Below are 24,898 nucleotides of genomic sequence, written 5' to 3' on the forward strand. Positions count from 1 at the left end.
GGAAAACCGCGTTTGTTGTGCGGGATGCCGCTGGCAAGCGGGGGACGTCGCGATCCTTCGCGCCCCTCTCTGCCCTGCCGGGCATCTCCCCCTCAAGGGGGGAGATTGGCAGCTTCGCTGGCAGCGTCAGCTTTTCAACGGCGGCGATTGGCGAAGGCGGTTGAGCGCTTGATCTCCCCCCTTGAGGGGGAGATACCCGGCAGGGCAGAGGGGGGCGCTGTCCCGCCAGCATCAAAAAGCTCGCGAAAGACCCTAATGCCTTCTTGCCAGCTTCGGCGGGTGGCCATGCTCCTCGCGGAAGGCGCGGGCAAAGCTGGACATCGAGGCAAAGCCGCAGGCCAGCGCCACGTCGCGCACGGCAAGTGTCGAATGCGCCAGCAGGTCGGCGGCGCGCTTCAGCCGTAGCCGCCGGTAGTAGCCGTTGGGCGAGATGTCGAGTTCGGAACGGAAGGAGCGTTCGAGCTTGTCGGAGGAGACGCCGAGCCGCGCCGTCAACTCGGCCATGCCGAGCCTTTCCTCCACCGCGTCCTCCATGATGGCGATGGCCGATAGCACCAACTCGTTCTGGACGCCGGTGCGCAGGCGCAGCGGCATCAGCTTGCGGTCGACGCTCGACCGCAACTGGCTGTGCACGAACCATTCCGCGACGCCGGCGGCAAGCTCGGCGCCGTAGTCGTTGGTGATGATCTCCAGCATCATGTCGAGGCTGCCGACGCCGCCGGCCGAGGTGAAGCGCTTGCGGTCGATGACATAGAGGTCGCGCCGCAGCTCGATGTTGGGGAAGGCCTCGGTGAAGGCGGCCTGGCTGGTCCAGTGCAAGGTGCAGGCATGGCCGTCGAGCAGGCCGGCGCGGGCGAGGAAGAAGGCGGCATCGGCCACCGCGCCGATATGGGCGCCATTGCGCAGGCTCTTGCGAATCCAGCTCGCGGCGTCCTCGGCGACGAGATGATCGGCGTCACCTCCGGAACAGACGACGATGCGATCGACCTTCGGCGCATCCTCGGCATAGAAGCCCGGCTGGATGACGACGCCGTTCGAGGCCTCGACCGGCCCTTGCGTCGCCCCGACGATGATCCAGCGATAGCATTCCCGCTTCGCCAGCACATTGGCGGCGCGCAACGGCTCGATGACGGAGCTGAACGCCATCATCGGAAAGCCGGGGAACACCAGCACGGCGAAGGTGAGGGGCTCGGTGGGCTTGGGTTGATCGCGCGTTGGCATGGGCGCTACAATTCGGGCAGATGGCGTTCGCGGTCAATCGAGGCGGCGGATCGATATCATGAAGCGTTGGCGCTGCCCCTCACCTGCCTGCCGGCATCCTCTCCCCGTAAACCGGCCGAGGGACGCTGCTATCGATGGTTTCGCCAATCGCGGTTAGCCTCTTTCTCCCCGTTCTACGGGGAGAAATGCCCGACAGGGCAATGAGGAGCGGTGCCGACCTCAACAGTTGAGAGGAGCTATCCCCCCAGCGCCTGCTCCAGATCCGCGATCAGATCATCGCCGTCCTCGATACCCGCCGACAACCGCACCAGCGAATCCGATATACCGATCTCCTCGCGCTTCTCCGCCGGGATCGAGCCATGCGTCATCAGCGCCGGGTGTTCGATCAGGCTCTCCACCCCGCCGAGGCTTTCGGCCAGGGTGAACAGTTGCGTGCGTTCGAGGAAGCGTTTCGTCCCGGCGAGGTCACGGTCGAGCACCACCGTGATCATGCCGCCGAAGGCATGCATCTGCTGGACGGCGATGGCGTGCTGCGGGTGGCTGGCGAGGCCGGGATAGATGACCCGGCGCACATCCTTGCGGGCTTCCAGCCACTGCGCGATCTTGAGGCCATTGGTGGAATGTCGCTCCATCCTGAGCGCCAGTGTCTTCAGGCCGCGCAGGGCCAGAAAACTGTCGAACGGGCCTGAGATGGCGCCGATGGCGTTCTGCAGGAATTTCAGCTGGGCGGCGAGGTCCTTGTTGTCGCCGACCACAGCCACGCCGCCGACCATATCCGAGTGACCGTTGAGGTATTTGGTCGTCGAATGGACGACGATGTCGATGCCGAGCTCCAGCGGGCGCTGGATATAGGGACTGCAGAAGGTGTTGTCCGCGACTGTCAGAACCCCCTTGCGCCTGGCCAGTGCCGCGACCCCTTCGAGGTCGACGATGCGCAGCAGCGGGTTGGTCGGCGTCTCGACCCAAAGCAGTTTCGTGTCAGGACGGATCGCCGCCTCGACGGCGGCAAGGTCGGTGAAATCGACGAAGCTGACCTGCAGATTGGCCGAGCGCTTGCGTACCCGCTCCATCAGGCGGAACGAGCCGCCATAGATGTCGTCGGTGGCGACGATATGGGCGCCGGAATCGAGCAGCTCCAGCACCGTCGAGATCGCCGCAAGGCCGGAGGCGAAGGCAAAGGCATTCGTCCCGCTTTCGAGATCAGCCACGGCGCGTTCGAAGGCAAAGCGGGTCGGGTTCTGGCTGCGGGCATATTCAAAGCCCTTGTGCACGCCGGGCGACTGCTGGGCAAAGGTCGAGGTGGCGTAGATCGGCACCATCACCGCGCCGGTCAGCGGGTCATGGCTCTGGCCGCCATGGATGGTGCGCGTCGAGAAGGCCAGACGATTTTTTCCGGCTGGGGGTGTGTTGGTGGTCATCGTGCGCGCCTCAAATGGTTGATCAGGTCGATGCGAGTTATCAGGCCGACGAACTCGTCGCCGTCGAAGATGATGGCGACCTCGTTGCGGTCGAACACCGGCAGCAGCGCGTCCAGCGTCTGGCTCGCCTGCAGCGTGTGCAGATTGGAGGTCATCGCCGTGCGCACCGGGCCGTTGAAGCGCTCCCAGCGGCCGTCATGCGGGCCTTCGACCTTGGCCAGGATGTCGCTTTCGTCGACGATGCCGATCAGCTTGCCGTTATCCAGCACCGGCAGTTGCGAGACATCGGAACGGCGCATGCGGCCATAGGCGTTGAGCAGGCTTTCGTCGGGACCCACGGAGACGGTGTCGCCGGTGCGATGCGAGCGCATCACCAGGTCGCGCAGATCGCCGTGCTGTTCCTGCTCGGCAAGGCCTTGCTCGGCCAGCCAGAAATCGTCGAACACCTTCGACAGGTATTTGTTGCCGCTGTCGCAGACGAAGGTAACCACCCGCTTGGGCACCGTCTGCTCGCGGCAATAGCGCAGGGCGGCCGACAGCAGCGTGCCCGAGGACGAGCCGGCGAGAATGCCTTCCTTCGACAGGAGATCGCGCACCGCCAGCATGCTCTGCTTGTCGGGGATGGAATAGGCCTTCTTGACCAGCGACAGGTCGGCATTGGGCGGCACGAAATCCTCGCCGATGCCTTCCACCGTCCAGCTGCCGGCTTCTTCCATCTTGCCGGTCTTGATCAGCGGCGCCAGTACCGAACCAACGGGATCGGCCAGCACCATCTCGGTCTTCGGCGAGACCTTCGCAAAATAGCGGCCAAGCCCGGTCAGCGTGCCGCCGGAGCCGACGCCGACGACCACGGCATCGACGTCGCCATCGAGCTGCGAAAAGATTTCCGGGCCGGTCGTCGTCTCATGCGCCAGCGGATTGGCCGGGTTGGCGAACTGGTTGGCATAGAAGGCGCCGGGCACTTCAGCCGCGATCTTTTCGGCCATGTCCTGATAATATTCGGCATGACCCTTGCCGACATCGGAGCGGGTCATGCGTACTTCGGCACCCAGCGCCCGCAGATGCTGGATTTTTTCGCGCGACATCTTGTCGGGCACGACCAGCACGATCCGGTAGCCCTTGGGAATGCCGACCTGAGCGAGGCCGAGCCCGGTATTGCCGGCCGTCGCCTCGACGATGGTGCCGCCGCGCCTGAGCTTGCCCTCCCTCTCGGCGGCGGCGATCATCGAAAGCGCGATGCGGTCCTTGATCGAGCCGCCGGGATTCTGGCTTTCGAGCTTGATGAACAGCCGGCATTTTCCGGTGTCGAATTTGGTCAGCTCGACCACCGGCGTCTGGCCGATCAAATCGAGAACCGACGCATAGGGGGGACGCAGGCGGGATGATGCACTGTCGGGTGCGGCGGTCTTGTGCTCGCTCATGCTCGATGCTCCATGGGTCAAGCAGCCGCCTCGGGGCAGAGCGGCAGCCTATCCTCTTTTCCAGCCGTTTGTCGCGGGAAAGAAGATAGATCGTGCCAATCAGGCGGCCAGATGAGGAATGAAATTCCGGTTTGCGCCGCGCGTAGCCTCTAACCCAGCAATTGCTTGCTCAGCCTGGCGCATTGGACGCGAATGTCGGGGATGGCATCGATCTCGAAGAATGTGCCCCGCGTCAGCGGGCCGACGGCGAGGATCTTTTTGGAAACCGTGCCGTCGCCGGAAATGATTTCGCAATTGGCTGACACATCGAGACCGATCCTCATGGGGTCAGGCCGCGCCAACCCGCGGTCGACCAGTGAGCGCACCACGCTGTTCGACGAGGTCGAGATGTCCCGGACGATGCCGCTGCAGTCGTAGATACGGGCAACCTCGAATGTTTCGAGGCGCTGGGTGTGGCGCGACTGGACCTGCACCGTGACCTGATCGTCGGCCTCTATGCCGACCACGCGGCCGGCGACAAGCCGAATGCGGCCGGATTGCACGGCCTCGGTCACCCTGGCGTAGACTTCCGGCGCCATGCGATGGCGGTGGATGTCCCACCAGGCCTTGGTGTGTTCGACAAAGCGGCGCTTGGCGGAAGCCGGCCAGTTCTGCCAGATCTTCTGGTTGAACGGCCGCAATCCGTCGACGACGTCGCGCCAGTCCCTGCCTGCCTTCTGGTTCTCCCGGATCAGGTCGCGGAACCAGCCGACGAAGTAGGAAAGCTGGGTGCCCAGGGGAATGTCGGCGACGTCGAGCTTGATCGGATTGCCCTTGCGATGCGGCGACGGCAGCAGGCCACGCCTGGACACCGCGATGATGTCGCCACGATGGCCGCGCTGCTCGAGCGCCAGGAACGCGTCGACCATGCTCAGTCCCGTGCCCAGCACCATGACGCTTGCGTCAGGGGGAAGCGCGGTATCGGCTTCCGACCCCATCCTTATGGCGTGCCCCTGGGCTGGCATCTCGTCATGGCCGGTGGCCAGAATAGCCAGGTGCGCGACGACGCTGGTGCCATTGGCCAAGGTCACCTCGACGCCGGATGTGGTGGGCGTGATTGACCGGCTCTCCTCGCGGATCAGCCGAAGCCGTCCTGTCTGCTGCTCTCGCGCCTCGAGATCGTCGAGCAATTCCCCAAGGTAGCGGGCATAGACGCTGCGCGGCGCGTAGACCGGCACCTGATCCGCCGTTGCAAGGCCGCGTTCCAGCAGCCAGCGCCAGAAATTGCCGGGATCGTCCGCATAGGCGCTCATGCCGGCGGCACTGACATTCAGCACATGCGCGGAGAGCAACGTCGAATAGGCGATGCCCTGGCCGAAATGCGGGCGTTTCTCGATCAGTGTCACGCGCAGATCGGGATTGGGTGATTTCAGCAGATGCGCGGCCAGCACGACGCCACTGGCGCCGCCGCCGACAATGATGATGGAGTTCGCGCGCCCGGTCATGCGCATGCCAACCGCGTGCGAAGCGCCAGCGTCAGGCCTGGACCTTCACCGCGACCGGAAGGTCGTCGATGGCGATGTCGCGCATCTCGGCGAGGCTGCGGTTGTCCAGCACCTCGGCGATTGCCTGCCTTACTTCCAGCATCAGATGTCGGACTTGGCATGTCGCCTCATTGCAGTCTTCACAGCGCTGATACTGGGTGCGGCTGGCACAGGGAATGGGGGCCAGCGGCCCGTCGAGGACGCGCACGACATGGCCGACCTTGATTTCATCGGCCGGCCGGGCAAGACGATAGCCGCCATCCTTGCCCTTGCGGCTCTGGACGAAACCGGCATTGCGCAGCTCCCCCAGGATGGCATCGAGAAACTTCTTCGGGATGTTGTTGCCGGTGGCGACGTCGTTGACGAAAGCAAGCTCTCCGGCGGGTAATTGCGCGAGGTGCACCAGCGCCTTGAGGCCGTACTTGCCCTTTTTTGTGAGCATGAAATCAAAATTTCTCTGTCATGCGAAGGCACCAGGCCATCCGCGTCAAAATCCACAGCGCTCCGGTGGATCGCCACCAGGACCAGCCCATCTTCATAGATAAATTCTAGCGACATTATCTACAAGCCAAGAAACGTTGATTTTGCTTCGTTTTCAAGCCGCTGCGGCCATTTTAGCCTGCTTTTGTGCCATTCAGGACACAGAATTGCGGCAGGAGGCAAGCGGCGCGAGTGTAGGCGGCACGAGCGACTTCGAAGGCCGATGCGTGCCGCGAGCGATCGCAGGCGTGTGATGGTCGCTCATCGTCCTCTCCAACTCCCTAATGTCGATAAGAATACTATACTTATCTCCGAACACGTGGAAAGTGTTTTCAATTCCCAGGCCGCAAACGGTGGGAATTTGCCGTCACGGCCGCCGGAGTAGAAAATTGACGACGATATGGACGGCGTCTGTCAAACCGGCGGCGACACGCCAGCCTTGCATATCCATCAATGAGCCAAGCCTGCCTTATCCCCCAGGGGCGGGAAAAGCCTCTTACAGCCGCCGAATCCGCTTTGCGCGGCTGCGGCAGGTAACTTTTTTCCAACGAACCCGCTCTGACTAGAAGGATTTAACTCTACAAGGACGATAGAATTAACCGACTATGGAAGGGCAATCCGGTTTTCCCTGTTTTCATGGAGCCTTTCATGTCCACCATTTCGCGACGCATCATTCTCCTGTCGTCGGCGGCATTTGCCGGCGCCGCCTTCCTCGGCCCGGCCGTAGCGCAGGATCTCAAGATCACCATCGGCTACCAGACGGTGGTCGAGCCCTCGAAAGTGCCGCAAGCCGACGGTACTTATGAAAAGGCAACCAAGGCTACCATCGACTGGCGGAAATTCGATTCCGGCGCCGACGTCATTGCCGCCGTTGCTTCCGGCTCCGTCGATATCGGCTATGTCGGATCGAGCCCGCTGGCGGCCGCGGCCAGCCGCGAGCTTCCCATCCAGACCATCTACGTTGTCGGCCTAATCGGAGAATCCGAAGCGCTCGTCGCCCGCGACGGCGCCGGCATCGAGAAGGTCAGCGACCTCGCCGGCAAGAAAGTAGCCGTGCCTTTCGTTTCGACGACGCATTACAGCCTGCTCGCCGCGCTGAAGCACGAGAATGTCGACCCGAAGTCGGTGCAGATCCTCAATCTGCGGCCACCGGAGATCGCGGCCGCCTTCGCGCGCGGCGACATCGATGCGGCTTACGTCTGGGATCCCGCGCTCGGCCAGATCAAGACGACGGGCAAGGTCGTGCTGAACTCCTCGCAGGTCGCCGCATGGGGTGCGCCGACCTTCGACGCCTGGATCGTTCGGACCGACTTTGCAGAGAAGAACCCGGAAGCAGTGCGCGACTTCGTCAAGGTGACGGGCGCTGCCTATGCAGACTTCCTGGCCAAGCCGGATGCGTGGTCCGTGTCGTCGCCGCAGGCCGCGGCAATCGCCAAGATCACCGGCGCCAAGCTGGAGGAAGTGCCGCAGCTGCTCAAGGGCTATGTCTTCCCGACGCTCGAAGAGCAGGCATCGGACAAGTTCCTCGGCGGCGGTACGGTGAAGGCGATCGAGGCGGCATCAGCCTTCCTCAAGGAACAGGGCAAGATCGACGCGGTGCTGCCCGACTATTCGAAATATGTCTCGTCGAAATACGTCACCGAGGCGCTGGCTTCGAACTGAACGCAGGGGTCGTGGAACCGGTCCGTTCCGGCTTCATGCGCCCGACTGAACGCGCGCGGTTCTCTTCCCTGACGCCGCGTGCTGCCTGCCCCGGACCCGCCGACGAGGGGTGGTCCGGGGCAGGTGGATTTTCATCCAATCTCCTGCGAGGGCTTGATGCCACATCTCGTGCTAGACAGAGTCTCCGTCCATTATGAGGGCCAGCCGGCGCCCGCCGTGGAGCGCGTGTCGATCGATGTCGCCAAGGGCGACTTCGTGGTCCTTGTCGGCCGCTCGGGCTGTGGCAAGACCTCGCTGCTCAATGTCGCCGCCGGTCTTGTGGCGCCAGCGCGCGGGAGCGCTGCCATCAACGGCAAGCCGATCACCGCGCCGGGCTCGGACCGGGCCGTGGTGTTCCAGAACGATGCTTTGTTTCCATGGCTGACGGCGCGCGAGAATGTTGCTTTCGCGCTGCGCCTGCGCGGTATCCGGCCAAGCGAACGGGCACGCCGCGCCGATGAGCTTCTGGCGCTGGTGAAGCTGGCCGAGGCCGGTGACAAGCACATCTGGGAGCTGTCCGGAGGCATGCGTCAGCGCGTCGGCCTTGCCCGGGCGCTCGCCGCCGAACCCGAATTCCTGCTGCTCGACGAGCCGCTCGGTGCACTCGACGCGCTGACGCGCGAACGCATGCAGACGACGTTGCTCGACCTGTGGACGGCAAGCCGGGTCGGCGTGCTGATGGTGACGCATGGCATCGAGGAGGCGCTGGTTCTCGCCACCCGCATCGTGGTGCTGGCCCCCGGGCCCGGTCGCGTGGTGCGGACCTTCGAACCCGGTTTCAGCCGACGCTACGCGGCTGGCGAAGCCATTCGCGCGATCAAGGCCGATCCAGCCTTCGCGGCGGCGCGCGGCGAGCTGACCGACGCCATCTTCGAGGGAGAGGCGGCATGACCATTTCCTCCTATACGGAACGGCCGAGCCACAAGATCGATGAGGCCGAACGCCTTTCGGTGCCATGGTCCAGGCCCAGCCGGAAGCGCAAAGGTGTTTCGGCACGCATGGTCAGCGCCGTCACCATCCTGGTGGTGCTGGCGGTTTGGGCGCTGTCGGCACGCCTGCAGCTGGTGTCGCCGGTGTTTCTGCCGTCGCCCGTTGCCGTCTGGAACAAGTTCATCATCGTGGCTCGCGACGGCTTCGTCGACGCGACGCTGCTCCAGCACATCATCGCCAGCCTGGGCCGAGTGTTTGCCGCGCTGATCGCGGCCATCGTCGTCGGCGTGCCGGTCGGCCTGGCCATCGGCATCAGCACGATCGGACGCGGCATCTTCGATCCGCTGCTGGAATTCCTGCGGCCGATCCCGCCGCTCGCCTATCTGCCGCTGGTGATCATCTGGTTCGGCATCGGCGAGCCGTCCAAGATCCTGGTGATTGCCATCGCCATGCTGGCGCCGGTTGCACTGTCGACCGCGTCAGGCGTTCGCGGTGTCTCGCAGGAACGTGTCAACGCGGCGCGCTCGCTTGGCGCCACTCGGCTGCAAGTGATCCGGCATGTGATCCTGCCCAGCGCGCTGCCCGCGATCCTGACCGGCTTGCGCATCGCGCTTGGCGCCGGCTGGTCGACACTGGTCGCCGCCGAACTGGTGGCCGCGACGCGTGGGCTCGGCTTCATGATCCAGTCGGCCGCCCAGTTCCTCGTCACCGACGTGGTGGTGATGGGCATACTTGTGATCGCGGCCATCGCCTTCGTCCTCGAATTCACCATCCGCCGGATCGAGCGCGTGCTCGTTCCATGGGCGGGGCGCGACTGACAACGGGGTCCTTTCAGAGGCTCGAACACCATCCATGTGCGACTGAACCCTCCAACGGAGACGACCATGTCGACAAAAGACAACTCGCGCATACTCAAGGAAGTTCTCGATGCCAACGCCGGCTACGCTGCCGATTTCGGCGACAAGAAGGATCTGGCACTGCCACCGGCGCGTGGCTTCGCCATCCTGACCTGCATGGATGCCCGGCTCGATCCGGCCAAATACCCCGGGCTTGCCGAGGGTGACGCGCATGTCATCCGCAACGCCGGCGGCAGGGCAACCGACGACGCGATCCGCTCGCTCGTCATCTCGCACAAGCTGCTCGGCACCAATGAGTGGTTCGTGATCCACCACACCAATTGCGGCATGGAGCTGTTTTCCGACGAGATCATCGGCGATCTGCTGGAGGACAGCCTCGAAACCGCATCGTTCGACGGCAAGACCTGGAGCAACCCCAAGCACGGCCACGGCAGCGCGCACGGTCACTTCGTCAAATGGCACACGATCGGCGACCAGCAGGAAAGCGTCGAACAGGATGTCCGGCGCATCCGCGAGCATCCACTGGTACCCGGCCATATCCCGATCCACGGCTACATCTACGACGTGCACAGCGGACGCCTGGTCGAGGTCAAGCCAGCCACCGCCGCCGGCCGCGCGGTTTAGAACCAATCACCGGGCCTGCCGGCGCGGCAGGCCCTCGGTCGAAGCAATGAAGCAACCACCCATGGGCAGCGGCAATCGAGAAACGGAGAGATGGCAATGACGCATTCCACAGCAGTGCTGTTCGCCCAGTTGGGCGCCTGGCTTCGCCAGCCCAAGCCAGGCGATAAACCGTCATCCGACAGCGAGGCCCGATCGCCGGCGCCCGTGCGCTGGGATGCCGAGCGCAACCGCCTTCCGCCGCGCGACGAGAGTTTCTACTGGGCCTGGCAATATTGGTCCCAGTGATGCTCCGTCCTGATTTGCGCCTCGTTCCGGCTCATTGTGGAAAACAATTCCAAAATATCCCGGCAAGTAGCAAAATCGTTTCTCTACTAAATTTATAGACCTACCTAGCCTGATCCCAGTTCCGGCCCGGCGCGAGATTTCCCGCGCTGTTTCCGGATTGAAGGAGTGGGATCATGTTCAATCTGACGCGACGTGCTTTCGGCGCCGGCCTGCTTGCCGCAAGCATCGGCCTTTCATTCAGCGCCACGGCGCAGGAGCTGAAACAGCTCAACATCGGCTACCAGAAAACCGGACTGCCGGTCATCGCCAGGCAGCAACAGGTGATCGAGAAGGCGCTGGGCGACAAGGGCATCACGGTGAAGTGGGTCGAATTCTCGGCCGGGCCGCCCCTGGTGGAGGCCCTCAATGTCGGCGCCGTGAATGTCGGCTGGACCGGCGACGCACCGCCGATCTTCGGCCAATCGGCCGGCGCAAACATCGTCTATGCGGCGGCACTTCCCTCCAATGGCGACGGCGAGGCGATTTTCGTCAAGCCCGCTTCGCCTGTTCAGTCGGTCGCCGATCTCAAAGGCAAACGGGTCGGCGTCGGCAAAGGCACCAGCGCGCACAATCTGCTCGTCGCGGCACTGGAAAAGGCCGGCATTCCTTTCGATCAGGTCACACCGGTCTATCTCAGCCCGGCGGATGCGGCCGCCGCCTTCGCCAGCGACCAGATCGATGCATGGGCCGTATGGGACCCCTTCTTCGCCATCGCCGAAACGCGCTATCAGCCGCGCGTGCTGGCCCGCTCCAGCGACGTGCTCAAAGTGAACACCTATTTCATCGCCAACAAGGATTTTGCCAAGGCGCATCCCGAGGTCATCACCACGACCATCGCGGCCCTCGGTGAAGCAGCGAAATGGGCTGACCAGAACCGCGACAAGGTGGCCGCCGCCCTGCATGAGGTGACCGGGGTGCCGCTCGACGCACAGACAATTGCCGCCAACCGCAGCAAATTCGGCATCTTTCCGATCACCGACGAGATCATCGCCGGCCAGCAGGCGACAGCCGACCGCTTCTACAAGCTCGGCCTGATCCCGAAAGCGGTCCGGATCTCCGACGCGGTGTGGACCGCACCGGGCAACTGATCCTGCCTCAGGCAGCGCCGGGCCGAAACGCCCGGCGCTTTGCCGTTTGCGCCCGCATCTCAGGAGTTCGATATGAACGTACCCGCCAACACCGCGCCGCTCGATTTCTTCTGGTTCATTCCGACGCATGGCGACGGCTCCTATCTCGGCTCCGAAGAGCAGCAGCGGCCGCCCGAGTTCGGCTACTTCAAGGAGATCGCGCAGGCGGTCGACCGGCCCGGCTTTCCCGGCGTGCTCTTGCCGACCGGGCAGAATTGCGAGGATTCCTGGATCACCGCCACCGGGCTCGCGACGCTCACCGAAAAGCTCAAATTCCTTGTCGCGCTCAGGCCGGGCGTGACGCTGCCGACCTTCGCCGCGCGCCAGACCGCGGCACTCGACCGGCTGAGCAGCGGCCGCCTGCTGCTCAATGTCGTCGTCGGCGGCAACCCGACGGAACTCGCCGGCGACGGCGTCTTCCTGCCGCATGACGAGCGCTATGCCCAGGCGCATGAATTCCTAACCATCTGGCGCGCGCTGGTGTCCGGCGAACGCGTCAATTTCGACGGCAAATACTACCGTGTCGAGAATGGTCGCCTCGACCTTCCGCCATTGCAGGAGCGGCCGCCGCTCTATTTCGGCGGGTCGTCCGATGCCGGGCAGGAACTGGCCGCCGATCTGGTCGACATGTACCTGACCTGGGGCGAGCCGCCGGCTCAGGTGGCCGAGAAGATCGCGGCGGCGCGCAAGAAAGCGGCGCGGCGCGGCCGCAAGCTTCGGTTCGGCATCAGGCTGCATTTCATCGTCCGCGAAACCGAGGACGAAGCCTGGCGCGCCGCCGAGCGGCTGATCAGCCACGTTACCGATGCCCAGATCGAGAATGCGCAGGCGCGTTTCCTGAACCAGATGGACTCCGTCGGCCAGCGCCGCATGGCCGAGTTGCATGGCGGCCGTCGCGACCGGCTGGTCGTATCGCCCAATCTGTGGGCTGGCGTCGGTCTGGTGCGTGGCGGCGCTGGTACGGCGCTGGTTGGTACGCCCGAGCAGATCACGGAGCGCATCCGCGAGTATCAGGCGATCGGCATCGACACCGTCATCGGCTCCGGCTACCCGCACCTGGAAGAAGCCTACCGCGTCGCCGAGCTGCTGTTTCCAAAACTCGGGCTCGGTACCAAGCGGCAGAGGGCGCGCGAGGACATCGCCAACGAATTCTCCGTCGGCTTCCACGGCGCCAATCGGCTGCAGGCGTCATCATGAGCCTCAGCGGGCGTCTCGGTCGGAACAGCATCGGCTGGCTGTTGCCGGTTCTGATCGTCGCCGGCTGGGAGATCGCTTCGCGCGCTGGCGTCATGTCGCCGAACGTATTGCCGGCGCCGAGTGCCGTCGCCGAGGCCTTCTGGCGGCTGACGCTGTCCGGCGAGCTGATCCGCAATATCGGCGTCAGCACGGCGCGTGCGCTTGCCGGTTTCGCCATAGGCGGGGCGATCGGCTTTGCGCTCGGCCTCGCCAATGGACTGTCGGCGCTGAGCCGCGGCCTCACCGACACGACGCTGCAGATGATCCGCAACATCCCGCATCTGGCGCTGATCCCGCTGGTCATCCTGTGGTTCGGCATCGACGAGGAGGCGAAGCTTTTCCTGGTGGCGCTCGGCGTATTCTTTCCGATCTACGTCAACACGCTGCTCGGCATCCAGAGCGTCGACCCGCAGCTGGTCGAAATGGGCCGGGTCTACGGCATGGACCGCCGCACGTTGTTCTTCCGGGTGATCCTGCCCGGCGCGCTGCCGGCGATCTTCGTCGGCCTGCGCTATGCGCTGGGCATCATGTGGCTGACGCTGATTGTCGCCGAAACCGTCTCGGCCAGCTCGGGCCTTGGCTACATGGCCATGCAGGCGCGCGAGTTCCTGCTAATCGATGTCGTGGTGCTGTCGATCGTGATCTACGCGCTGCTCGGCAAGCTTGCCGACAGCCTTGCCCGCCTGCTCGAGCGGCTGTCGCTGAGCTGGCATCCCGCCTTCCAGAACGCTTGAGGAGGTCTTCGATGCCTGCAGCCAGCCTTGCCGCCGTCCGCTCGTTCGTCGCCGCGCCACAAGCGCCGCCGCCACAGGCCGGCGAAAGAAAGCGCGCCTTCGCATTCAAGGGCGCGGGCAAGCGTTTTGGTGACAAGGTGGTGCTGGACGGCATCGATCTCGAGGTGCCGGTCGGCCAGTTCGTCGCCGTCATCGGCAAGAGCGGATGCGGCAAGAGCACATTGCTGCGGCTGCTGGCCGGGCTCGACCGGCCGACAGCCGGATCGCTCACATTTGAGGCTGAGGAAGACGGCCACAGCCGCACGCGCTTCATGTTCCAGGAGCCACGGCTGCTGCCATGGGCCAGCGTGGTGAAGAATGTGGAGGTTGGCCTGACAGGCATTGCCTCGGGCGCCGAGGCGCGAGCCCGCGCGCTCGCCATTCTCCGCGAGGTCGGCCTCGCCGATCGCGCCGACGAGTGGCCTTCGGTGCTTTCCGGCGGCCAGAAGCAGCGCGTGGCGCTGGCGCGCGCCCTTGTCGGCCACCCACAGATCCTGGCACTCGACGAACCGCTGGGCGCGCTCGACGCCCTGACCCGCATCGAGATGCAACAGCTTCTGGAACGCATCTGGATCACCCAGAAATTCACGGCGGTGCTGGTCACGCATGACGTGGCCGAGGCTGTCGCGCTGGCCGACCGGGTCGTGGTGATCAGCGGAGGCAAGATCGCCTTGGACCTGGAAGTGCCGGTCGCGCGGCCGCGCCGGCGCGGTTCCGCCGAACTGGCTCGCCTGGAAGGCGAGATCCTGGACCAGCTGTTCAGCTAGCCCTTTAGGGGTCAAAAAAACCCTCGATATGTCAGAGGGACCGAGGGGCGAAGGATCACCGGCGCCCGTTCTGAATCACAGCTGACCGCAAACTCAGACCCGCGAACGGTTCGCCCATACCAGCCCTGCCAAGCCGACCAGCATGGTGACGATGCCGATATAGAGCCATTGCGACTGGCCGGTCATGAAGCTTCCGCCGACAAGGCCGATGCCCTGCAGCGACCAGAGCGCGCCGATGGCGAGCACAATCAAGGCTAGCAGATTCCTGATCAATCTCATTGCCGAAGTCTCCTTCTCAAGTCGATCGTGAGCTGTGCGCGCACCGCGATGAAAGAGCTAAAGGAAGCCGCCAATCCGTCTTTGGCTCTACTTGCATATTAACGTCCGATCCGGCCGAAGACATCCCGAATGTCGGCACGAAACTCATCAAGGATTCGTAACTGGCTCAGGGAAAATCCCTGACAAACTGTTTCCCCGTGACTCCAAACGTGTGTCCTCGCCACGGAACCGACAGATGCTTGCCGCATTTCATGCCTTATTCGCCGCCTAACGGGTTGGGCCTGTCAAACGGAGCCATTCCCAACATATGAAGAAAACAAACCAAACCGCGCTTGTCGCGGTAACGATCGCTGCTGGCCTGATGGTCGGCGGTGCGTCCGCCTCAGCCGGCGCCGCCCAGTGTGGCCGCGCGTCCTGGTATTCCCTGCACTCCAAGACCGCATCCGGCGAGCGCATGAACCCCTCGGCACTAACGGCCGCCCACCGCACCTTGCCCTTCGGCACCAGGCTTAAGGTGACCAACAAAAGCAATGGCCGCAGCGTCGTGGTGCGCATCAACGATCGTGGACCCTTCATCAAGGGCCGTGTGCTCGACCTATCGAAGGGCGCCGCCAATCAGCTCGGTTTCATCAGTTCGGGCCAGACCGCCGTCTGCATGGCGCGCGTCTGATGGTTCGTGTGTCCGGCTGAAGCCGGACACTTCGCAATCGCACAATGAGCCGGCTGCCCCCGTTCAAAGCGGATTCTCAACGCCTTGGACCAAAGAACGAGCAGTGATTACCCGACGTAACGTATTGCGTCGCAGCAATTAGTTGTTAACTTCGCCGCGAGACATTCAAGGCTCGGCGCTGCCGTCGTCCCTTCGGTCGCAGGCAGCAGCGGGGTTCTCGATGTTCTACCAGCTCTACGAAATGAACCACGCGGCCTTGCGGCCGGCCCGCCTTTATGCCGATGCGGTGCGGATGCTCTACACCAATCCGCTCAATCCGTTTTCGCACACGGCCTGGGGCCGCTCGGTCGCGGCAACAGCAGAACTGTTCGAACGCACCACGCGCCGCTACAGCAAGCCGAGTTTCGGTCTAACGCAAACCGTGGTCGACTGGAAAAGCGTCGACGTCACGGAGAAGACGGTCTGGTCGCGGCCTTTCTGCAATGTGGTCCGTTTCGAGCGTTCCATCCCTGAAGGACACCGGCCGGATCCGAAACTGCTGATCGTGGCGCCGATGTCCGGCCATTATGCAACGCTGTTGCGCGGCACCGTCGAAGCGATGCTGCCCTATGCCGACGTCCACATCACCGACTGGGTCGATGCCCGCATGGTGCCGCTGTCGGACGGCAGTTTCGATCTCGACGATTACATCGACTACGTCATCGACATGCTGCATGCGCTAGGTCCTGATACCCATGTCATGGCGGTTTGCCAGCCTTCCGTGCCGGTGCTGGCGGCCGTGGCGCTGATGGAGACGAAGGGCGATCCTTTCGTGCCGTCAACGATGACGTTGATGGGCGGGCCGATCGACACGCGCCGCAACCCGACCGCCGTCAATCTGCTGGCGCAGGAAAAGGGCATCGACTGGTTCCGAGACAATGTCATCATGCATGCGCCGTGGCCGGTGCCCGGCTTCGGCCGCGAGGTCTATCCCGGCTTCCTGCAGCTTTCGGGCTTCATGAGCATGAACCTCGATCGCCACATCATCGCCCACAAGGACTTCTTCATGCACCTTGTGAAGCATGACGGCGACAATGCCGTGAAGCACCGCGACTTCTACGATGAATATCTGGCGGTGATGGACCTGACGGCGGAATTCTACCTGCAGACCGTCGACACCGTCTTTGTGCGCCAGGCCTTGCCCAAGGGCGAGATGACGCATCGCGGCACGAAAATCGATCCTTCGGCGATCCGCAACGTCGCCCTGTTCACGGTCGAGGGGGAGAATGACGACATTTCCGGCCTCGGCCAGACTAAGGCGGCGCACGATCTCTGCGTCAACATCCCCGCCGACAAGAAGGCTCACTACATGCAGCCGGCCGTCGGCCATTACGGCGTCTTCAACGGTTCGCGCTTCCGCTCCGAAATCGTGCCGCGCATTGTCGATTTCATCACCAGTTATGGCCGCCAGAACCGCGTTGACGTGAAGCCGAAACTGGTGCGCACCGCCAAGCGATAGGCGAAGTCTTCTTCGACCTGGCTTCGAATAGTGTTGCAGCTCCGCGAATGGAGCGGTTGCGCGACGGCTGCTGTGATCCCAGCCAAGTAACCATGCCACCAATCCGGCCGACGTCTTAATTGACACGGACTGTAAATCGCCTTTAACGTTTCGTTAACAAACAGGGGCGAGCGGGGACGATGGTTTCCAAGGCGCGAAAGCTGCTGATGCATGCGGCGGCCGGGATGGCGATCTCGGGATACTGGGCGGCGCCGGCCTTGGCTGAGGGCTCAATGGCAACGGGCGGCCCCACGTCGCAGCCGATCGGCCACTACGATTTCTGCAAGACCCACCCCGGAGAGTGCTCGATCCGCCCGGCCAGTCTTTTACCGGCGACCATGGGCAGAGCGCTTTTGCGCAAGCTGACCAGCGTCACCGCCCAAGTCAACGCGGCCGTCAAGCCGATGAGCGACCTCGAGATCTATGGCAGGGACGAGGTCTGGGCCTATCCGGACAATGGCGTCGGCGACTGCGAGGACTATGTCCTGGAAAAGCGCCGCGAACTCGGCCGCATGGGCGTGTCGCTTGCCAATCTACTGATTACCGTGGTGCGCAAACCCGACGGCGAGGGCCACGCCGTGCTGACGGTGCGCACCGACAAGGGCGACTATGTGCTCGACAATCTGAACGACAAGGTCGAGGCTTGGGACCGGACCGGCTATCGCTTCCTCAAGCGGCAGGCTATCGACAACACCGGCCGCTGGGTCTCGATCCGCAGCGGGCAACAGGTGCTGGTCGGCGCGGTCCAGTAGTTTTCGGGCGTGGCGCTAGCGCAGCTCACCGTTTCACGGAAACGGAAAACCGTTTCACGCTTTTACTGGGATTGCTCTATCGCCGGCCCAGCGCGGCGCGGATGGACGCGGTTATGCGGTGAAGGTCCGCTTCACCCAGTTTCTCGATGTTCTCGGCCAGGAGATTGGCAAGCTCCGTGGCCGCCGGGGTAAGACCCGACGTGTCGAGCCTGACGCGCGGATGCGAGGCCTCGGCCAGCCGGGCGAGTTCCTCCGCCTCGTCCCAAATGACGTTGAAATAACCGATGATCTTCTGGATCAGCGTCCAGGTCGGCGCGCCCCGCCGGCCGTGTTCCAACGCCGACAGATAGGCGGCGCTGACGCCGATCGCGGCCGCCATGGCCTTCTGGCTGACACCGCGCTCATGTCGCAACGCACGCAGCTTCTCGCCGAACGGGGTCACGGCCTCGGCCTCACGAGCGCACGCGCCGCAATCGAACGTAGAGCGCGCCGGAGCCGCCGTGATTGCGCGCGGCATGATCGTGGCTCGAGACCAGTGGCCGGAAGGCCGGCGTCGACAGCCATGCCGGTACCGACCGGCGCAGGACGCCATCTCCGCCCGACGAGGAACCTTTGCCGGTGATGACCAGAACATAGCGGACGCCGCCTGCATGCGCCCGGTGCAGAAACGAGAACAGCAGCGAATAGGCCGCCTCCTGGGTCAGGCCGTGCAGGTCGACACGACCTTCGATCGGCAGCCGGCCCTTGGAAAGTTTATCCAGTGTCGGTTCGTCGAGCGCATGGGAGACATGCTGCGTCTTCGGTTTGGGCGCCGCGCCCGGATTGCCGATGGCGAGGACCTGTGGTGGCGGCGTCGGCTTGGTCTCGACGGCAACGGGAATGTCGACCGCGGCGTGGCCCTTCAAGGGCTTTGCCGTACGCGCCACCAGGTTCCACAGGACCCGGTCGTCTTCGTTCAGTCTGTCGATGGACCGCGTCATCGATTCGCCCCCGAAACGAGCGCGCGCGGTATCAGTGCATGGAAATCGGCGGCGTTGCGGACGACGCCGGCGATCTCGCCCGCAGCATTGCCCGAACCGGCGAACAAGTCGCCCCGGGCGGGACCGGTGATGGCGGAGCCCGTGTCCTGCGCGATCATCAGGCGCCGGAACGGCTTTCCACCGAAGGCGAGCAGCGATGGAGCATCGATATAGAATGGCGTGCCAAACGTATGCAGCAGCCGGTCGACGGCGACGGAGCGGCCGGGCGTCAACGGCACCTTGGCGGCGGCGATCGGGCCAAGTGCGACGTCCTCGACGGCGGCCTCGCGGAAGAAAATATAGGAACGGTTGCGCCACAGGATCTCGTCGACGCGATCCGGATGCGCCTTGAACCAGGCGCGGATCGACTGCATCGTCACCTCCTGCAGCGGAATTTCGCCGATCTCGCTGAGGATCTTGCCTGGCCCGGTGAAGCGCTGGCCGGACTTGGCGGCGTAGGTGACGCGGCCAAGCCTGCCATCGGCCATCTTCAACCGTGCCGCGCCCTGTACATGGATGAAGAAGGCATCGACCTTGTCGGCAAGCCAGGCGATTTCCAGGCCCTTGCCGGCCAGAGCGCCGCGCTCGATCTCGCCGCGATCGAAATATTCGACCGGCCCGCGGGGCGTTTCGCGGCCGAAGGCCAGGTAAGGATCCAGGCCCGCGGGCCGGTTGGCGTCATCGATATCGACGAGATCGGCGGGGCGAGCCAGCAACGGCACCGAAAAACGCTCCGTTCGCACGGCCGACGCCTCGACCTCCGGCTCATAGAAGCCGGTGACGAGGCCCGGTCCGCCGTCTTCAGCGGCTATCGTCGCCGGTGCGAAATAGCGCTCGAAGAAGGCTCGCGCCTCCAATCGATTCGCCGGCGAAATGGTGCGGGCTTCCCCGTAAGCTTCGGAGAAGGCGTTGAAATCAACGCCGAGCGCACCGGAGCGATAGGGCTTTGCCAGGATGTGAAATGCCGAGCGGCGAAACGCGGCGAAGGCGGCGAGATGATCGTCATCATCCCAGCCGGGCAGCTCGGCGAAGGATCGTTCGGTGAAGAGGGTCGACAACGACACGGAAGCCTCGCCGACGTGGCAGGTTCAGTCTTCTTCCTCGGTGGCGACGAGCTTCCAGTTCGGATCGCGCGAACGCGTGTCGCGGGCGAAGGTCCAGACGTCCTTGACCTCGGCCACGGTTTCCGGGTCGCCGTCAATGACCGCGCCGGCCTTGTCGCGCGTCGCCGAAATCAGCTCGCTGATGATGCGCAGCGTGACATGGGCCTCGCCACCCTTCATCTCAGCCGACACGATGTCGGCCTTGTCGATGCCGACAAAGGAGGACTGGATCTTTTCCGACTTGGCCTCGCGCTCGCCAATCGCCGCCGAGAAGCCGTCATAGACCTCGCGAGACAACAGGTTCTTAAGCGTCTTGCGGTCGCCGTCGGCATAAGCCATCACGATCATCTCATAGGCCATCTTGGCACCATCGACGAAGGTTTTTGGATCGAAGGTCGGATCATTGTCCTTGATCGCGCGCAGACCCTTGTTGAGGTCGGTGTCAGGCTTGGCGAAAGCGTCGATCGCGGCATAGCTGTCGCTCGCCGGCTCGCCCGGCAATCGCTTGCGCGGCAGCGAGACGACGTTTTCGGGTTTCTGGGCGGCATCCTTTTCGCCCGTACGGGCTGCCGTATAGGGATCGAAGGGCGGGCGCTCATTGCCGGTGCGACGGCCCAGCACATTGCGCAGCTGGAAAAAGATCACCACTGCCGCAATCAGAAAGAAGATGGTGCCGAAGTCGAAGAATCCCATATCTTCCGCCAATCAATCCCTGCCCTGGCCGGACCGCTCGCCCAAGCAATGGCCGCGGTCGCATAGCGTTCAACATTCAAACCATATAGAACGCTAGGCGCAATCATTCAAATCAAAGGCAGGCATACCTATCTAAAGGGCCCAGGGCCAGCGGCGATTGCCCGCGGGCAGCAAAACATCGAAACGATCGGTCACCACTTGCGCATTTCGTTCCTCCCCTTGTTCGTCCTCGTGCTCCCCCTCCTGGAAATCGCCGGCTTCGTCGTTGTCGGCCGCCAGATCGGCGCCCTGGCGACGGTCGGACTGGTGCTGGCTTCGAGCGTCGCCGGCGCCTTGCTGCTGAGGCACCAGGGTTTCGGTGTCATGAAACGGGTCCGGGCCGAGATGGATGCCGGGCATGATCCGAGCCGGCAGCTGGCGCATGGCGTCATGATCGTGCTGGCGGCGATCCTTTTGATCATTCCCGGTTTCATCACCGACATTTTCGGCCTGCTGCTGTTCCTGCCGCCGGTGCGCGATCTTGCCTGGCGCATGTTCAAGGGCCGCATCGTGCTGGCGACCAATTTCAGCACCGGCGGCTTTCGTGGCCGGCGGCGCGAACAGGTCATCGACCTCGACGATGGCGATTATTCGCGCGAGGACGACCTCAAGCGCGGCCCCGACCACAACTCCCCCTGGCGCCGCCTCAAGGACGATTAGGTCGCGGTGTGGCGTTCTAACCCGTTACCAGAAGCCAGCGCTGCCCCCCGATCGGTTTCTCCGGTACAAGTTGAAGCGGACATGCGCCTGAAGCAAATGCCTCGAGCCTGAAGGCGGCAAACCTTGTCTTGTCATGCCGACCATGGTAGCGAACGCCCGATTTCAATTCGGTCAGCACGGCTGCCCAGGCAAAAGGACAACGGCTCATGGCCAGCAAAGATGACGCACCGGTTGGCGCCGCCAATGGTAACGGCAATGGCAACGCGGCGCAGCCTTCGCTCAACGTGCTCGCCCAGTATGTGAAGGACCTTTCCTTCGAAAGCCCCGGTGCGCCGAATTCGCTGCGCGGCCGCGACAAGGCCCCCGGCATCGCCATCAACGTCAACGTCAATGCCAATCCGCTGTCCGACAAGCAGTTCGACGTCAACCTGACGTTGAACGCCAAGGCTTCCTTCGACCAGGAAGTGCTGTTCAACGTCGAGCTGGTTTATGGCGGTGTCTTCAACATCAGCGGCTTCCCGCAGGAGCACATGCTGCCGATCCTGTTCATCGAATGCCCGCGGCTCCTGTTCCCATTCGCCCGGCAGATCATCGCCGAGGCCACGCGCAATGGCGGCTTCCCGCCGCTGATGCTCGACCCGATCGATTTCGCGCAGATGTTCCAGCAGAAGCTGGCCGAGGATCAGGCTGCAGCGTCCAAGGTTCAGGTCAGCTAATCAGCCGCGACAGGATCAATTGAAAAACCCGGCATCGCGCCGGGTTTTTTGTTGGGACCGATTTCAGTTGCCCAGAATACGCGACCAAAGCGCCTTTTCGCCGAGCGTCGCGACCATGCCGGCGTGCGCGGCACGATCGGCGTTGGTCAGGCGGGACGGCAAGGGCGCCGGCCGCTCGCCGATGGTGATCTCGATCTGGCGGACGTTCTCGCTGCCCCGGGCCGGTGCGCTTGCACTGTCGAGGACAAGCGCCGCCTGCTTGCCGCCGATCAGCTCGATATAGACCTCGGCCAGCAATTCGGAATCAAGCAGGGCGCCGTGCTTGGTGCGCCTTGTGTTGTCGATGCCATAGCGCCGGCAGAGCGCGTCGAGCGAATTAGGACCCATCGGATGCTTGCGGCGCGCCAGCGCCAGCGTGTCGACGACAAGACCATTGTCGATGACCGGGTGACCCAGCCGGCCGAATTCGACGTTGAGGAAGCCGATGTCGAAGGTGGCGTTGTGCGCGATCAACTTGGCGCCGTCGGTGAAGGCCAGCCATTCCTCGGCAATCTCGGCAAATGTCGGCTTGCCCTGCAGATCCGCCGCGCTGATGCCATGCACGGCCTGCGCCTCGGCGTGGATCGCGCGACCTTGCGGATTGATATAGTGGTGGAAGGTCTTGCCGGTCGGGAAGCGGTTGACCAGCTCGATGCCGCCCAGTTCGATCACCCGGTCCTCGCGGGAATCAAGGCCGGTGGTTTCCGTATCGAAAATGATCTCGCGCATCGAATCAGTCTGCTGGAGCGTGGTCTCGCTGATGATGGCGATGCGAAGCGCGGACGGCAAGGTCATCCGCTGGCGCTGCCGGCCTTATCCCCCGTGAGTTCGGCGATGATCGCCTTCACCGCCGCGCGGGCGGCGTCCAGACCTTTGCCGGTGTCAATGACGAAATCGGCAAGCTTGCGCTTTTCAGCGTCGGGGACCTGCTTGGCTAGGATCGACGCCAGCTTTTCCTCCGTCATGCCCGGCCGCGCCAGCACACGCGCGCGCTGGATTTCGGCCGGCGCGGTGACGACCACCACCTTGTCGACGCGATCGCGCCCGCCGGTTTCGTACAAGAGAGGGATATCGAGGACTGCGATCGGCGCGCCGGCGGCCGCGTTGCGGGCCAGGAAGGCGTCGGCCTCCGCGCGCACAAGCGGATGGACGATCGATTCCAGCTTTTTCAGCGCGGCGGCATCGCCCAGCACGTAACCAGCCAGCAAAGTCCGATCAACCGAACCGGCGGTGGTGGTTCCGGGGAAGGCGGCCTCGACCAATGGTACCGCTTTGCCAGCATAGAGGCGATGCACCGTCTCGTCGGAATCGTGAACGGGCACGCCGGCCTCGGCGAACATTTTCGCCGTCGTCGACTTGCCCATGCCGATCGAGCCGGTGAGGCCGAGCACGATCATGCTTTCGGCACCAGGTCGGCAACGATGAGGGATCGCAGCTCGGCCGTGACCTCCGGCCGTTCGCCAAACCATCGTTCGAAGCCCGGCACGGCCTGATGCAGCAACATGCCAAGACCATCGACAGTGCGCAGACCCCGCGCGCGGGCAGCGGCGAGAAGCGGCGTTTCGAGCGGCACGTAGACGATATCGGTGACGATGGCATGGTCCGGCAGTCGGGTCGGATCGGCGGACAGGCTTTCATTGCCATGCATGCCGAGTGCGGTGGTGTTGATCAGCAGGCCGGCATCGCCGAGCAGTTCGTCGGTCGCGGCCATGGCATAGGCTGAAACGCCAGCCCCAAAGCGCTGCCGCAGGTCTTGCGCCCGCGCCAGCGTGCGGTTGACGATGCGGATGTCACTGACGCCACGCAGCTTCAGGGCATGGATGACGGCACGTGATGCGCCGCCGGCGCCCAGAACAACGGCCGGGCCATTCTTCGCCCAGCCGGATGCGTATTCATCAAGATTGGCGGCAAAGCCATGGGCGTCGGTATTGCCGCCCCAGAGTTTCCCGTCCTCGAACCACAGCGTGTTGACGGCGCCGATCTCTTCCGCCGCCCGGTCGCGGCGGTCGACCAGCGCGAAGGCGGCTTCCTTGTGCGGGATGGTGACGTTGCCGCCGCGATAGCCGTTTGCCTGCAGCGTCGCCAGGAACTCGGCAAAGTCCTGCGGCGCTACGTCGATGGCCTGGTAGCTGCCATCGATGCCATGTTTGGCCAGCCAGTGGCCATGGATCTTCGGTGAGCGCGAATGCTTGATCGGGTGGCCGGTGACGAAGGCCTTCTTCGCCGCCTCAGCCATCGATCGCCCCAAGCGTGCGAAGTTCGTCCAGCAGCGGCAAAAGCGGCAGGCCGACGATGGTGAAATGATCACCCTCGATCTTTTCGAACAGCTGGATGCCTTCGCCTTCGATCTGGTAGGCGCCGACGCTGGACAGCGCCTTAGCGCCGACACGAGCCAGATGGCGGCCAATGAAAGCGGGGCCGAGCTTGCGCATGGTCATGCTGGCGATGCCGACATGACGCCACAACACCCCGCGATCTCGAACCAGCACGGCGGCGCTGTTGAGCTGATGGGTCTTGCCCGACAGCGCCAGGAGGTGGCGGCGAGCGCCTTCCATGTCGGCGGGCTTGTGAAAAACTTCGTCGCCGAGCGACAGCGTCTGGTCGCAGCCGAGCACCAGCGCACCGCGCCTGCGCTTGCTCACTTCGGTGGCCTTGGCTTCGGCCAGCACCAGGGCAACGTCCTCGGGGGAGACGCCACTGCCTTGCAAGGGCGCTTCGAGCGCGCGCTCATCGACATCCGCGGGAACCGCCTCGACGTCGATGCCGGCATTGATGAGCATCGCCTTGCGGAACGGACTGCCCGAAGCGAGGATGATTTTTTCGGTCATTCTTTCCACCCGATTTTTGACACTTCCTGGGGTGTGTCGAGATTCAGGTCAGGCCGAGTCGAAAATGGTGGCTTCCGAGAACCGGAGCGGAGCGTACTTTTCGTACGTGTGCACCGGAAGCGCAGGAAGTCGCCATTTGCCGGCCGGCTGAACATCACACG

At 63.8% G+C, this 24,898-nt stretch carries 28 protein-coding genes; 14 read left to right on the plus strand and 14 right to left on the minus strand.

Annotated features, from left to right (window positions below; genetic code table 11):
* Positions 1–252: 252 nt before the first annotated feature.
* From LGH82_RS19530 to LGH82_RS19550, 5 genes are all read right to left on the minus strand, one after another.
* Complete coding sequence (locus tag LGH82_RS19530) at positions 253–1,221, minus strand: GlxA family transcriptional regulator (RefSeq protein ID WP_227344296.1); 969 nt, start codon at positions 1,219–1,221, stop codon at positions 253–255.
* A gap of 236 nt (positions 1,222–1,457) precedes the next feature.
* A complete protein-coding gene (locus tag LGH82_RS19535; RefSeq protein WP_227344297.1) occupies positions 1,458–2,639 on the minus strand; it encodes a trans-sulfuration enzyme family protein in 1,182 nt (393 codons plus the stop codon).
* A complete protein-coding gene (locus LGH82_RS19540) occupies positions 2,636–4,060 on the minus strand; it encodes a pyridoxal-phosphate dependent enzyme (RefSeq protein WP_227344298.1) in 1,425 nt (474 codons plus the stop codon). The genes LGH82_RS19535 and LGH82_RS19540 overlap by 4 nt, the downstream gene beginning before the upstream one ends.
* A 149-nt stretch (positions 4,061–4,209) precedes the next feature.
* Positions 4,210–5,544 carry an FAD/NAD(P)-binding protein gene (locus LGH82_RS19545; protein ID WP_227344299.1) on the minus strand — a complete coding sequence of 445 codons (1,335 nt, stop codon included), beginning with the start codon at positions 5,542–5,544 and terminating at the stop codon, positions 4,210–4,212.
* A 31-nt stretch (positions 5,545–5,575) separates the two neighbouring features.
* On the minus strand, positions 5,576–6,025 hold the full coding sequence (locus LGH82_RS19550) for an RrF2 family transcriptional regulator (RefSeq protein ID WP_227344300.1): 450 nt from the start codon (positions 6,023–6,025) through the stop codon (positions 5,576–5,578).
* 686 nt (positions 6,026–6,711) lie between these two features.
* Here LGH82_RS19550 and tauA point away from each other — a divergent pair.
* The 9 genes from tauA (at position 6,712) to LGH82_RS19595 (ending at position 14,402) form a co-directional block, all read left to right on the plus strand.
* Positions 6,712–7,725: a taurine ABC transporter substrate-binding protein gene (tauA, locus tag LGH82_RS19555; RefSeq protein ID WP_227344301.1), complete on the plus strand. Its 1,014-nt coding sequence runs from the start codon at positions 6,712–6,714 to the stop codon at positions 7,723–7,725.
* Between the two features lie 156 nt (positions 7,726–7,881).
* Complete coding sequence (locus LGH82_RS19560) at positions 7,882–8,655, plus strand: taurine ABC transporter ATP-binding protein (RefSeq protein WP_227344302.1); 774 nt, start codon at positions 7,882–7,884, stop codon at positions 8,653–8,655.
* On the plus strand, positions 8,652–9,512 hold the full coding sequence (locus LGH82_RS19565; RefSeq protein WP_227344303.1) for an ABC transporter permease subunit: 861 nt from the start codon (positions 8,652–8,654) through the stop codon (positions 9,510–9,512). The genes LGH82_RS19560 and LGH82_RS19565 overlap by 4 nt, the downstream gene beginning before the upstream one ends.
* A 66-nt stretch (positions 9,513–9,578) precedes the next feature.
* Entirely contained in the window at positions 9,579–10,175 is a 597-nt protein-coding gene (locus LGH82_RS19570) for a beta-class carbonic anhydrase (RefSeq protein ID WP_227344304.1), read from the plus strand.
* A 96-nt stretch (positions 10,176–10,271) separates the two neighbouring features.
* Positions 10,272–10,460 carry a hypothetical protein gene (locus LGH82_RS19575; protein ID WP_227344305.1) on the plus strand — a complete coding sequence of 63 codons (189 nt, stop codon included), beginning with the start codon at positions 10,272–10,274 and terminating at the stop codon, positions 10,458–10,460.
* 173 nt (positions 10,461–10,633) lie between these two features.
* Entirely contained in the window at positions 10,634–11,587 is a 954-nt protein-coding gene (locus LGH82_RS19580) for a sulfonate ABC transporter substrate-binding protein (RefSeq protein WP_227344306.1), read from the plus strand.
* A 72-nt stretch (positions 11,588–11,659) separates the two neighbouring features.
* On the plus strand, positions 11,660–12,823 hold the full coding sequence (gene ssuD / locus LGH82_RS19585; protein ID WP_227344307.1) for an FMNH2-dependent alkanesulfonate monooxygenase: 1,164 nt from the start codon (positions 11,660–11,662) through the stop codon (positions 12,821–12,823).
* Positions 12,820–13,596 (plus strand): ABC transporter permease subunit, encoded by a 777-nt coding sequence (locus LGH82_RS19590; RefSeq protein WP_227344308.1) that lies wholly within the window; start codon positions 12,820–12,822, stop codon positions 13,594–13,596. The genes ssuD and LGH82_RS19590 overlap by 4 nt, the downstream gene beginning before the upstream one ends.
* A gap of 11 nt (positions 13,597–13,607) precedes the next feature.
* Positions 13,608–14,402 carry an ATP-binding cassette domain-containing protein gene (locus LGH82_RS19595; protein WP_227344309.1) on the plus strand — a complete coding sequence of 265 codons (795 nt, stop codon included), beginning with the start codon at positions 13,608–13,610 and terminating at the stop codon, positions 14,400–14,402.
* A gap of 93 nt (positions 14,403–14,495) precedes the next feature.
* On the opposite strand, the gene LGH82_RS19600 is transcribed toward LGH82_RS19595, so the two are convergent.
* On the minus strand, positions 14,496–14,681 hold the full coding sequence (locus tag LGH82_RS19600; protein ID WP_227344310.1) for a hypothetical protein: 186 nt from the start codon (positions 14,679–14,681) through the stop codon (positions 14,496–14,498).
* A 307-nt stretch (positions 14,682–14,988) separates the two neighbouring features.
* Here LGH82_RS19600 and LGH82_RS19605 point away from each other — a divergent pair, with 307 nt between their 5' ends.
* The 3 genes from LGH82_RS19605 to LGH82_RS19615 all read left to right on the plus strand — a co-directional run bounded on the left by LGH82_RS19605 (position 14,989) and on the right by LGH82_RS19615 (position 17,640).
* Positions 14,989–15,351, plus strand: a complete 363-nt coding sequence (locus LGH82_RS19605) for a septal ring lytic transglycosylase RlpA family protein (protein WP_227344311.1) — start codon at positions 14,989–14,991, stop codon at positions 15,349–15,351.
* 220 nt (positions 15,352–15,571) lie between these two features.
* Positions 15,572–16,849 (plus strand): polyhydroxyalkanoate depolymerase, encoded by a 1,278-nt coding sequence (locus LGH82_RS19610; RefSeq protein WP_227344312.1) that lies wholly within the window; start codon positions 15,572–15,574, stop codon positions 16,847–16,849.
* A gap of 179 nt (positions 16,850–17,028) precedes the next feature.
* Positions 17,029–17,640, plus strand: coding sequence for a transglutaminase-like cysteine peptidase (locus tag LGH82_RS19615; RefSeq protein WP_227344313.1), 612 nt, complete (start codon positions 17,029–17,031; stop codon positions 17,638–17,640).
* 76 nt (positions 17,641–17,716) lie between these two features.
* On the opposite strand, the gene LGH82_RS19620 is transcribed toward LGH82_RS19615, so the two are convergent.
* The 4 genes from LGH82_RS19620 to LGH82_RS19635 are packed head-to-tail and all read right to left on the minus strand — an operon-like array spanning position 17,717 to position 20,455.
* Positions 17,717–18,082, minus strand: coding sequence for a helix-turn-helix domain-containing protein (locus tag LGH82_RS19620; RefSeq protein WP_227344314.1), 366 nt, complete (start codon positions 18,080–18,082; stop codon positions 17,717–17,719).
* Between the two features lie 10 nt (positions 18,083–18,092).
* Positions 18,093–18,620: a Smr/MutS family protein gene (locus tag LGH82_RS19625; protein ID WP_227344315.1), complete on the minus strand. Its 528-nt coding sequence runs from the start codon at positions 18,618–18,620 to the stop codon at positions 18,093–18,095.
* Positions 18,617–19,723, minus strand: a complete 1,107-nt coding sequence (locus LGH82_RS19630; RefSeq protein WP_227344316.1) for a murein transglycosylase A — start codon at positions 19,721–19,723, stop codon at positions 18,617–18,619. Before LGH82_RS19630 ends, LGH82_RS19625 begins: the two co-directional genes overlap by 4 nt.
* 24 nt (positions 19,724–19,747) lie before the next feature.
* Entirely contained in the window at positions 19,748–20,455 is a 708-nt protein-coding gene (locus tag LGH82_RS19635) for a Tim44/TimA family putative adaptor protein (RefSeq protein ID WP_227344317.1), read from the minus strand.
* Between the two features lie 198 nt (positions 20,456–20,653).
* On the opposite strand from LGH82_RS19635, the gene LGH82_RS19640 reads away from it, so the two are divergent.
* Together LGH82_RS19640 and secB are read left to right on the plus strand one after the other, a co-directional pair.
* The gene (locus tag LGH82_RS19640; protein ID WP_227344318.1) at positions 20,654–21,154 is read left to right on the plus strand and encodes an FxsA family protein; all 501 of its coding nucleotides are present in this window, start codon (positions 20,654–20,656) and stop codon (positions 21,152–21,154) included.
* A 206-nt stretch (positions 21,155–21,360) separates the two neighbouring features.
* A complete protein-coding gene (gene secB, locus LGH82_RS19645) occupies positions 21,361–21,870 on the plus strand; it encodes a protein-export chaperone SecB (protein WP_227344319.1) in 510 nt (169 codons plus the stop codon).
* Positions 21,871–21,933: 63 nt separating this feature from the next.
* Here secB and dnaQ read toward each other — a convergent pair whose 3' ends face one another.
* From dnaQ to LGH82_RS19665, 4 genes are all read right to left on the minus strand, one after another.
* On the minus strand, positions 21,934–22,638 hold the full coding sequence (dnaQ, locus tag LGH82_RS19650; RefSeq protein WP_227349637.1) for a DNA polymerase III subunit epsilon: 705 nt from the start codon (positions 22,636–22,638) through the stop codon (positions 21,934–21,936).
* A gap of 62 nt (positions 22,639–22,700) precedes the next feature.
* Positions 22,701–23,306 (minus strand): dephospho-CoA kinase, encoded by a 606-nt coding sequence (gene coaE, locus LGH82_RS19655; protein WP_227344320.1) that lies wholly within the window; start codon positions 23,304–23,306, stop codon positions 22,701–22,703.
* Positions 23,303–24,145: a shikimate dehydrogenase gene (locus LGH82_RS19660; protein ID WP_227344321.1), complete on the minus strand. Its 843-nt coding sequence runs from the start codon at positions 24,143–24,145 to the stop codon at positions 23,303–23,305. The genes coaE and LGH82_RS19660 overlap by 4 nt, the downstream gene beginning before the upstream one ends.
* The gene (locus LGH82_RS19665) at positions 24,138–24,737 is read right to left on the minus strand and encodes a Maf-like protein (protein WP_227344322.1); all 600 of its coding nucleotides are present in this window, start codon (positions 24,735–24,737) and stop codon (positions 24,138–24,140) included. The genes LGH82_RS19660 and LGH82_RS19665 overlap by 8 nt, the downstream gene beginning before the upstream one ends.
* Between the last annotated feature and the right edge of the window lie 161 nt (positions 24,738–24,898).

The sequence above is a fragment of the Mesorhizobium sp. PAMC28654 genome, from assembly GCF_020616515.1.
In the GTDB taxonomy this organism is placed as follows: domain Bacteria; phylum Pseudomonadota; class Alphaproteobacteria; order Rhizobiales; family Rhizobiaceae; genus Mesorhizobium.

What these genes read in the sequence shown, in the direction of transcription:
- LGH82_RS19615 (WP_227344313.1), top strand. Translation starts at nt 17,029, where the DNA reads ATGGTTTCCAAGGCGCGAAAGCTGCTGATGCATGCGGCGGCCGGGATG.
- LGH82_RS19625 (WP_227344315.1), bottom strand. Translation starts at nt 18,620, where the DNA reads ATGACGCGGTCCATCGACAGACTGAACGAAGACGACCGGGTCCTGTGG.
- LGH82_RS19550 (WP_227344300.1), bottom strand. Translation starts at nt 6,025, where the DNA reads ATGCTCACAAAAAAGGGCAAGTACGGCCTCAAGGCGCTGGTGCACCTC.
- LGH82_RS19590 (WP_227344308.1), top strand. Translation starts at nt 12,820, where the DNA reads ATGAGCCTCAGCGGGCGTCTCGGTCGGAACAGCATCGGCTGGCTGTTG.
- LGH82_RS19560 (WP_227344302.1), top strand. Translation starts at nt 7,882, where the DNA reads ATGCCACATCTCGTGCTAGACAGAGTCTCCGTCCATTATGAGGGCCAG.
- LGH82_RS19660 (WP_227344321.1), bottom strand. Translation starts at nt 24,145, where the DNA reads ATGGCTGAGGCGGCGAAGAAGGCCTTCGTCACCGGCCACCCGATCAAG.
- LGH82_RS19635 (WP_227344317.1), bottom strand. Translation starts at nt 20,455, where the DNA reads ATGGGATTCTTCGACTTCGGCACCATCTTCTTTCTGATTGCGGCAGTG.
- LGH82_RS19565 (WP_227344303.1), top strand. Translation starts at nt 8,652, where the DNA reads ATGACCATTTCCTCCTATACGGAACGGCCGAGCCACAAGATCGATGAG.
- LGH82_RS19570 (WP_227344304.1), top strand. Translation starts at nt 9,579, where the DNA reads ATGTCGACAAAAGACAACTCGCGCATACTCAAGGAAGTTCTCGATGCC.
- LGH82_RS19600 (WP_227344310.1), bottom strand. Translation starts at nt 14,681, where the DNA reads ATGAGATTGATCAGGAATCTGCTAGCCTTGATTGTGCTCGCCATCGGC.
- LGH82_RS19595 (WP_227344309.1), top strand. Translation starts at nt 13,608, where the DNA reads ATGCCTGCAGCCAGCCTTGCCGCCGTCCGCTCGTTCGTCGCCGCGCCA.
- LGH82_RS19545 (WP_227344299.1), bottom strand. Translation starts at nt 5,544, where the DNA reads ATGACCGGGCGCGCGAACTCCATCATCATTGTCGGCGGCGGCGCCAGT.
- coaE (WP_227344320.1), bottom strand. Translation starts at nt 23,306, where the DNA reads ATGATCGTGCTCGGCCTCACCGGCTCGATCGGCATGGGCAAGTCGACG.
- tauA (WP_227344301.1), top strand. Translation starts at nt 6,712, where the DNA reads ATGTCCACCATTTCGCGACGCATCATTCTCCTGTCGTCGGCGGCATTT.
- ssuD (WP_227344307.1), top strand. Translation starts at nt 11,660, where the DNA reads ATGAACGTACCCGCCAACACCGCGCCGCTCGATTTCTTCTGGTTCATT.
- LGH82_RS19605 (WP_227344311.1), top strand. Translation starts at nt 14,989, where the DNA reads ATGAAGAAAACAAACCAAACCGCGCTTGTCGCGGTAACGATCGCTGCT.
- LGH82_RS19540 (WP_227344298.1), bottom strand. Translation starts at nt 4,060, where the DNA reads ATGAGCGAGCACAAGACCGCCGCACCCGACAGTGCATCATCCCGCCTG.
- LGH82_RS19610 (WP_227344312.1), top strand. Translation starts at nt 15,572, where the DNA reads ATGTTCTACCAGCTCTACGAAATGAACCACGCGGCCTTGCGGCCGGCC.
- LGH82_RS19665 (WP_227344322.1), bottom strand. Translation starts at nt 24,737, where the DNA reads ATGACCGAAAAAATCATCCTCGCTTCGGGCAGTCCGTTCCGCAAGGCG.
- secB (WP_227344319.1), top strand. Translation starts at nt 21,361, where the DNA reads ATGGCCAGCAAAGATGACGCACCGGTTGGCGCCGCCAATGGTAACGGC.
- LGH82_RS19535 (WP_227344297.1), bottom strand. Translation starts at nt 2,639, where the DNA reads ATGACCACCAACACACCCCCAGCCGGAAAAAATCGTCTGGCCTTCTCG.
- LGH82_RS19580 (WP_227344306.1), top strand. Translation starts at nt 10,634, where the DNA reads ATGTTCAATCTGACGCGACGTGCTTTCGGCGCCGGCCTGCTTGCCGCA.
- dnaQ (WP_227349637.1), bottom strand. Translation starts at nt 22,638, where the DNA reads ATGCGCGAGATCATTTTCGATACGGAAACCACCGGCCTTGATTCCCGC.
- LGH82_RS19530 (WP_227344296.1), bottom strand. Translation starts at nt 1,221, where the DNA reads ATGCCAACGCGCGATCAACCCAAGCCCACCGAGCCCCTCACCTTCGCC.
- LGH82_RS19575 (WP_227344305.1), top strand. Translation starts at nt 10,272, where the DNA reads ATGACGCATTCCACAGCAGTGCTGTTCGCCCAGTTGGGCGCCTGGCTT.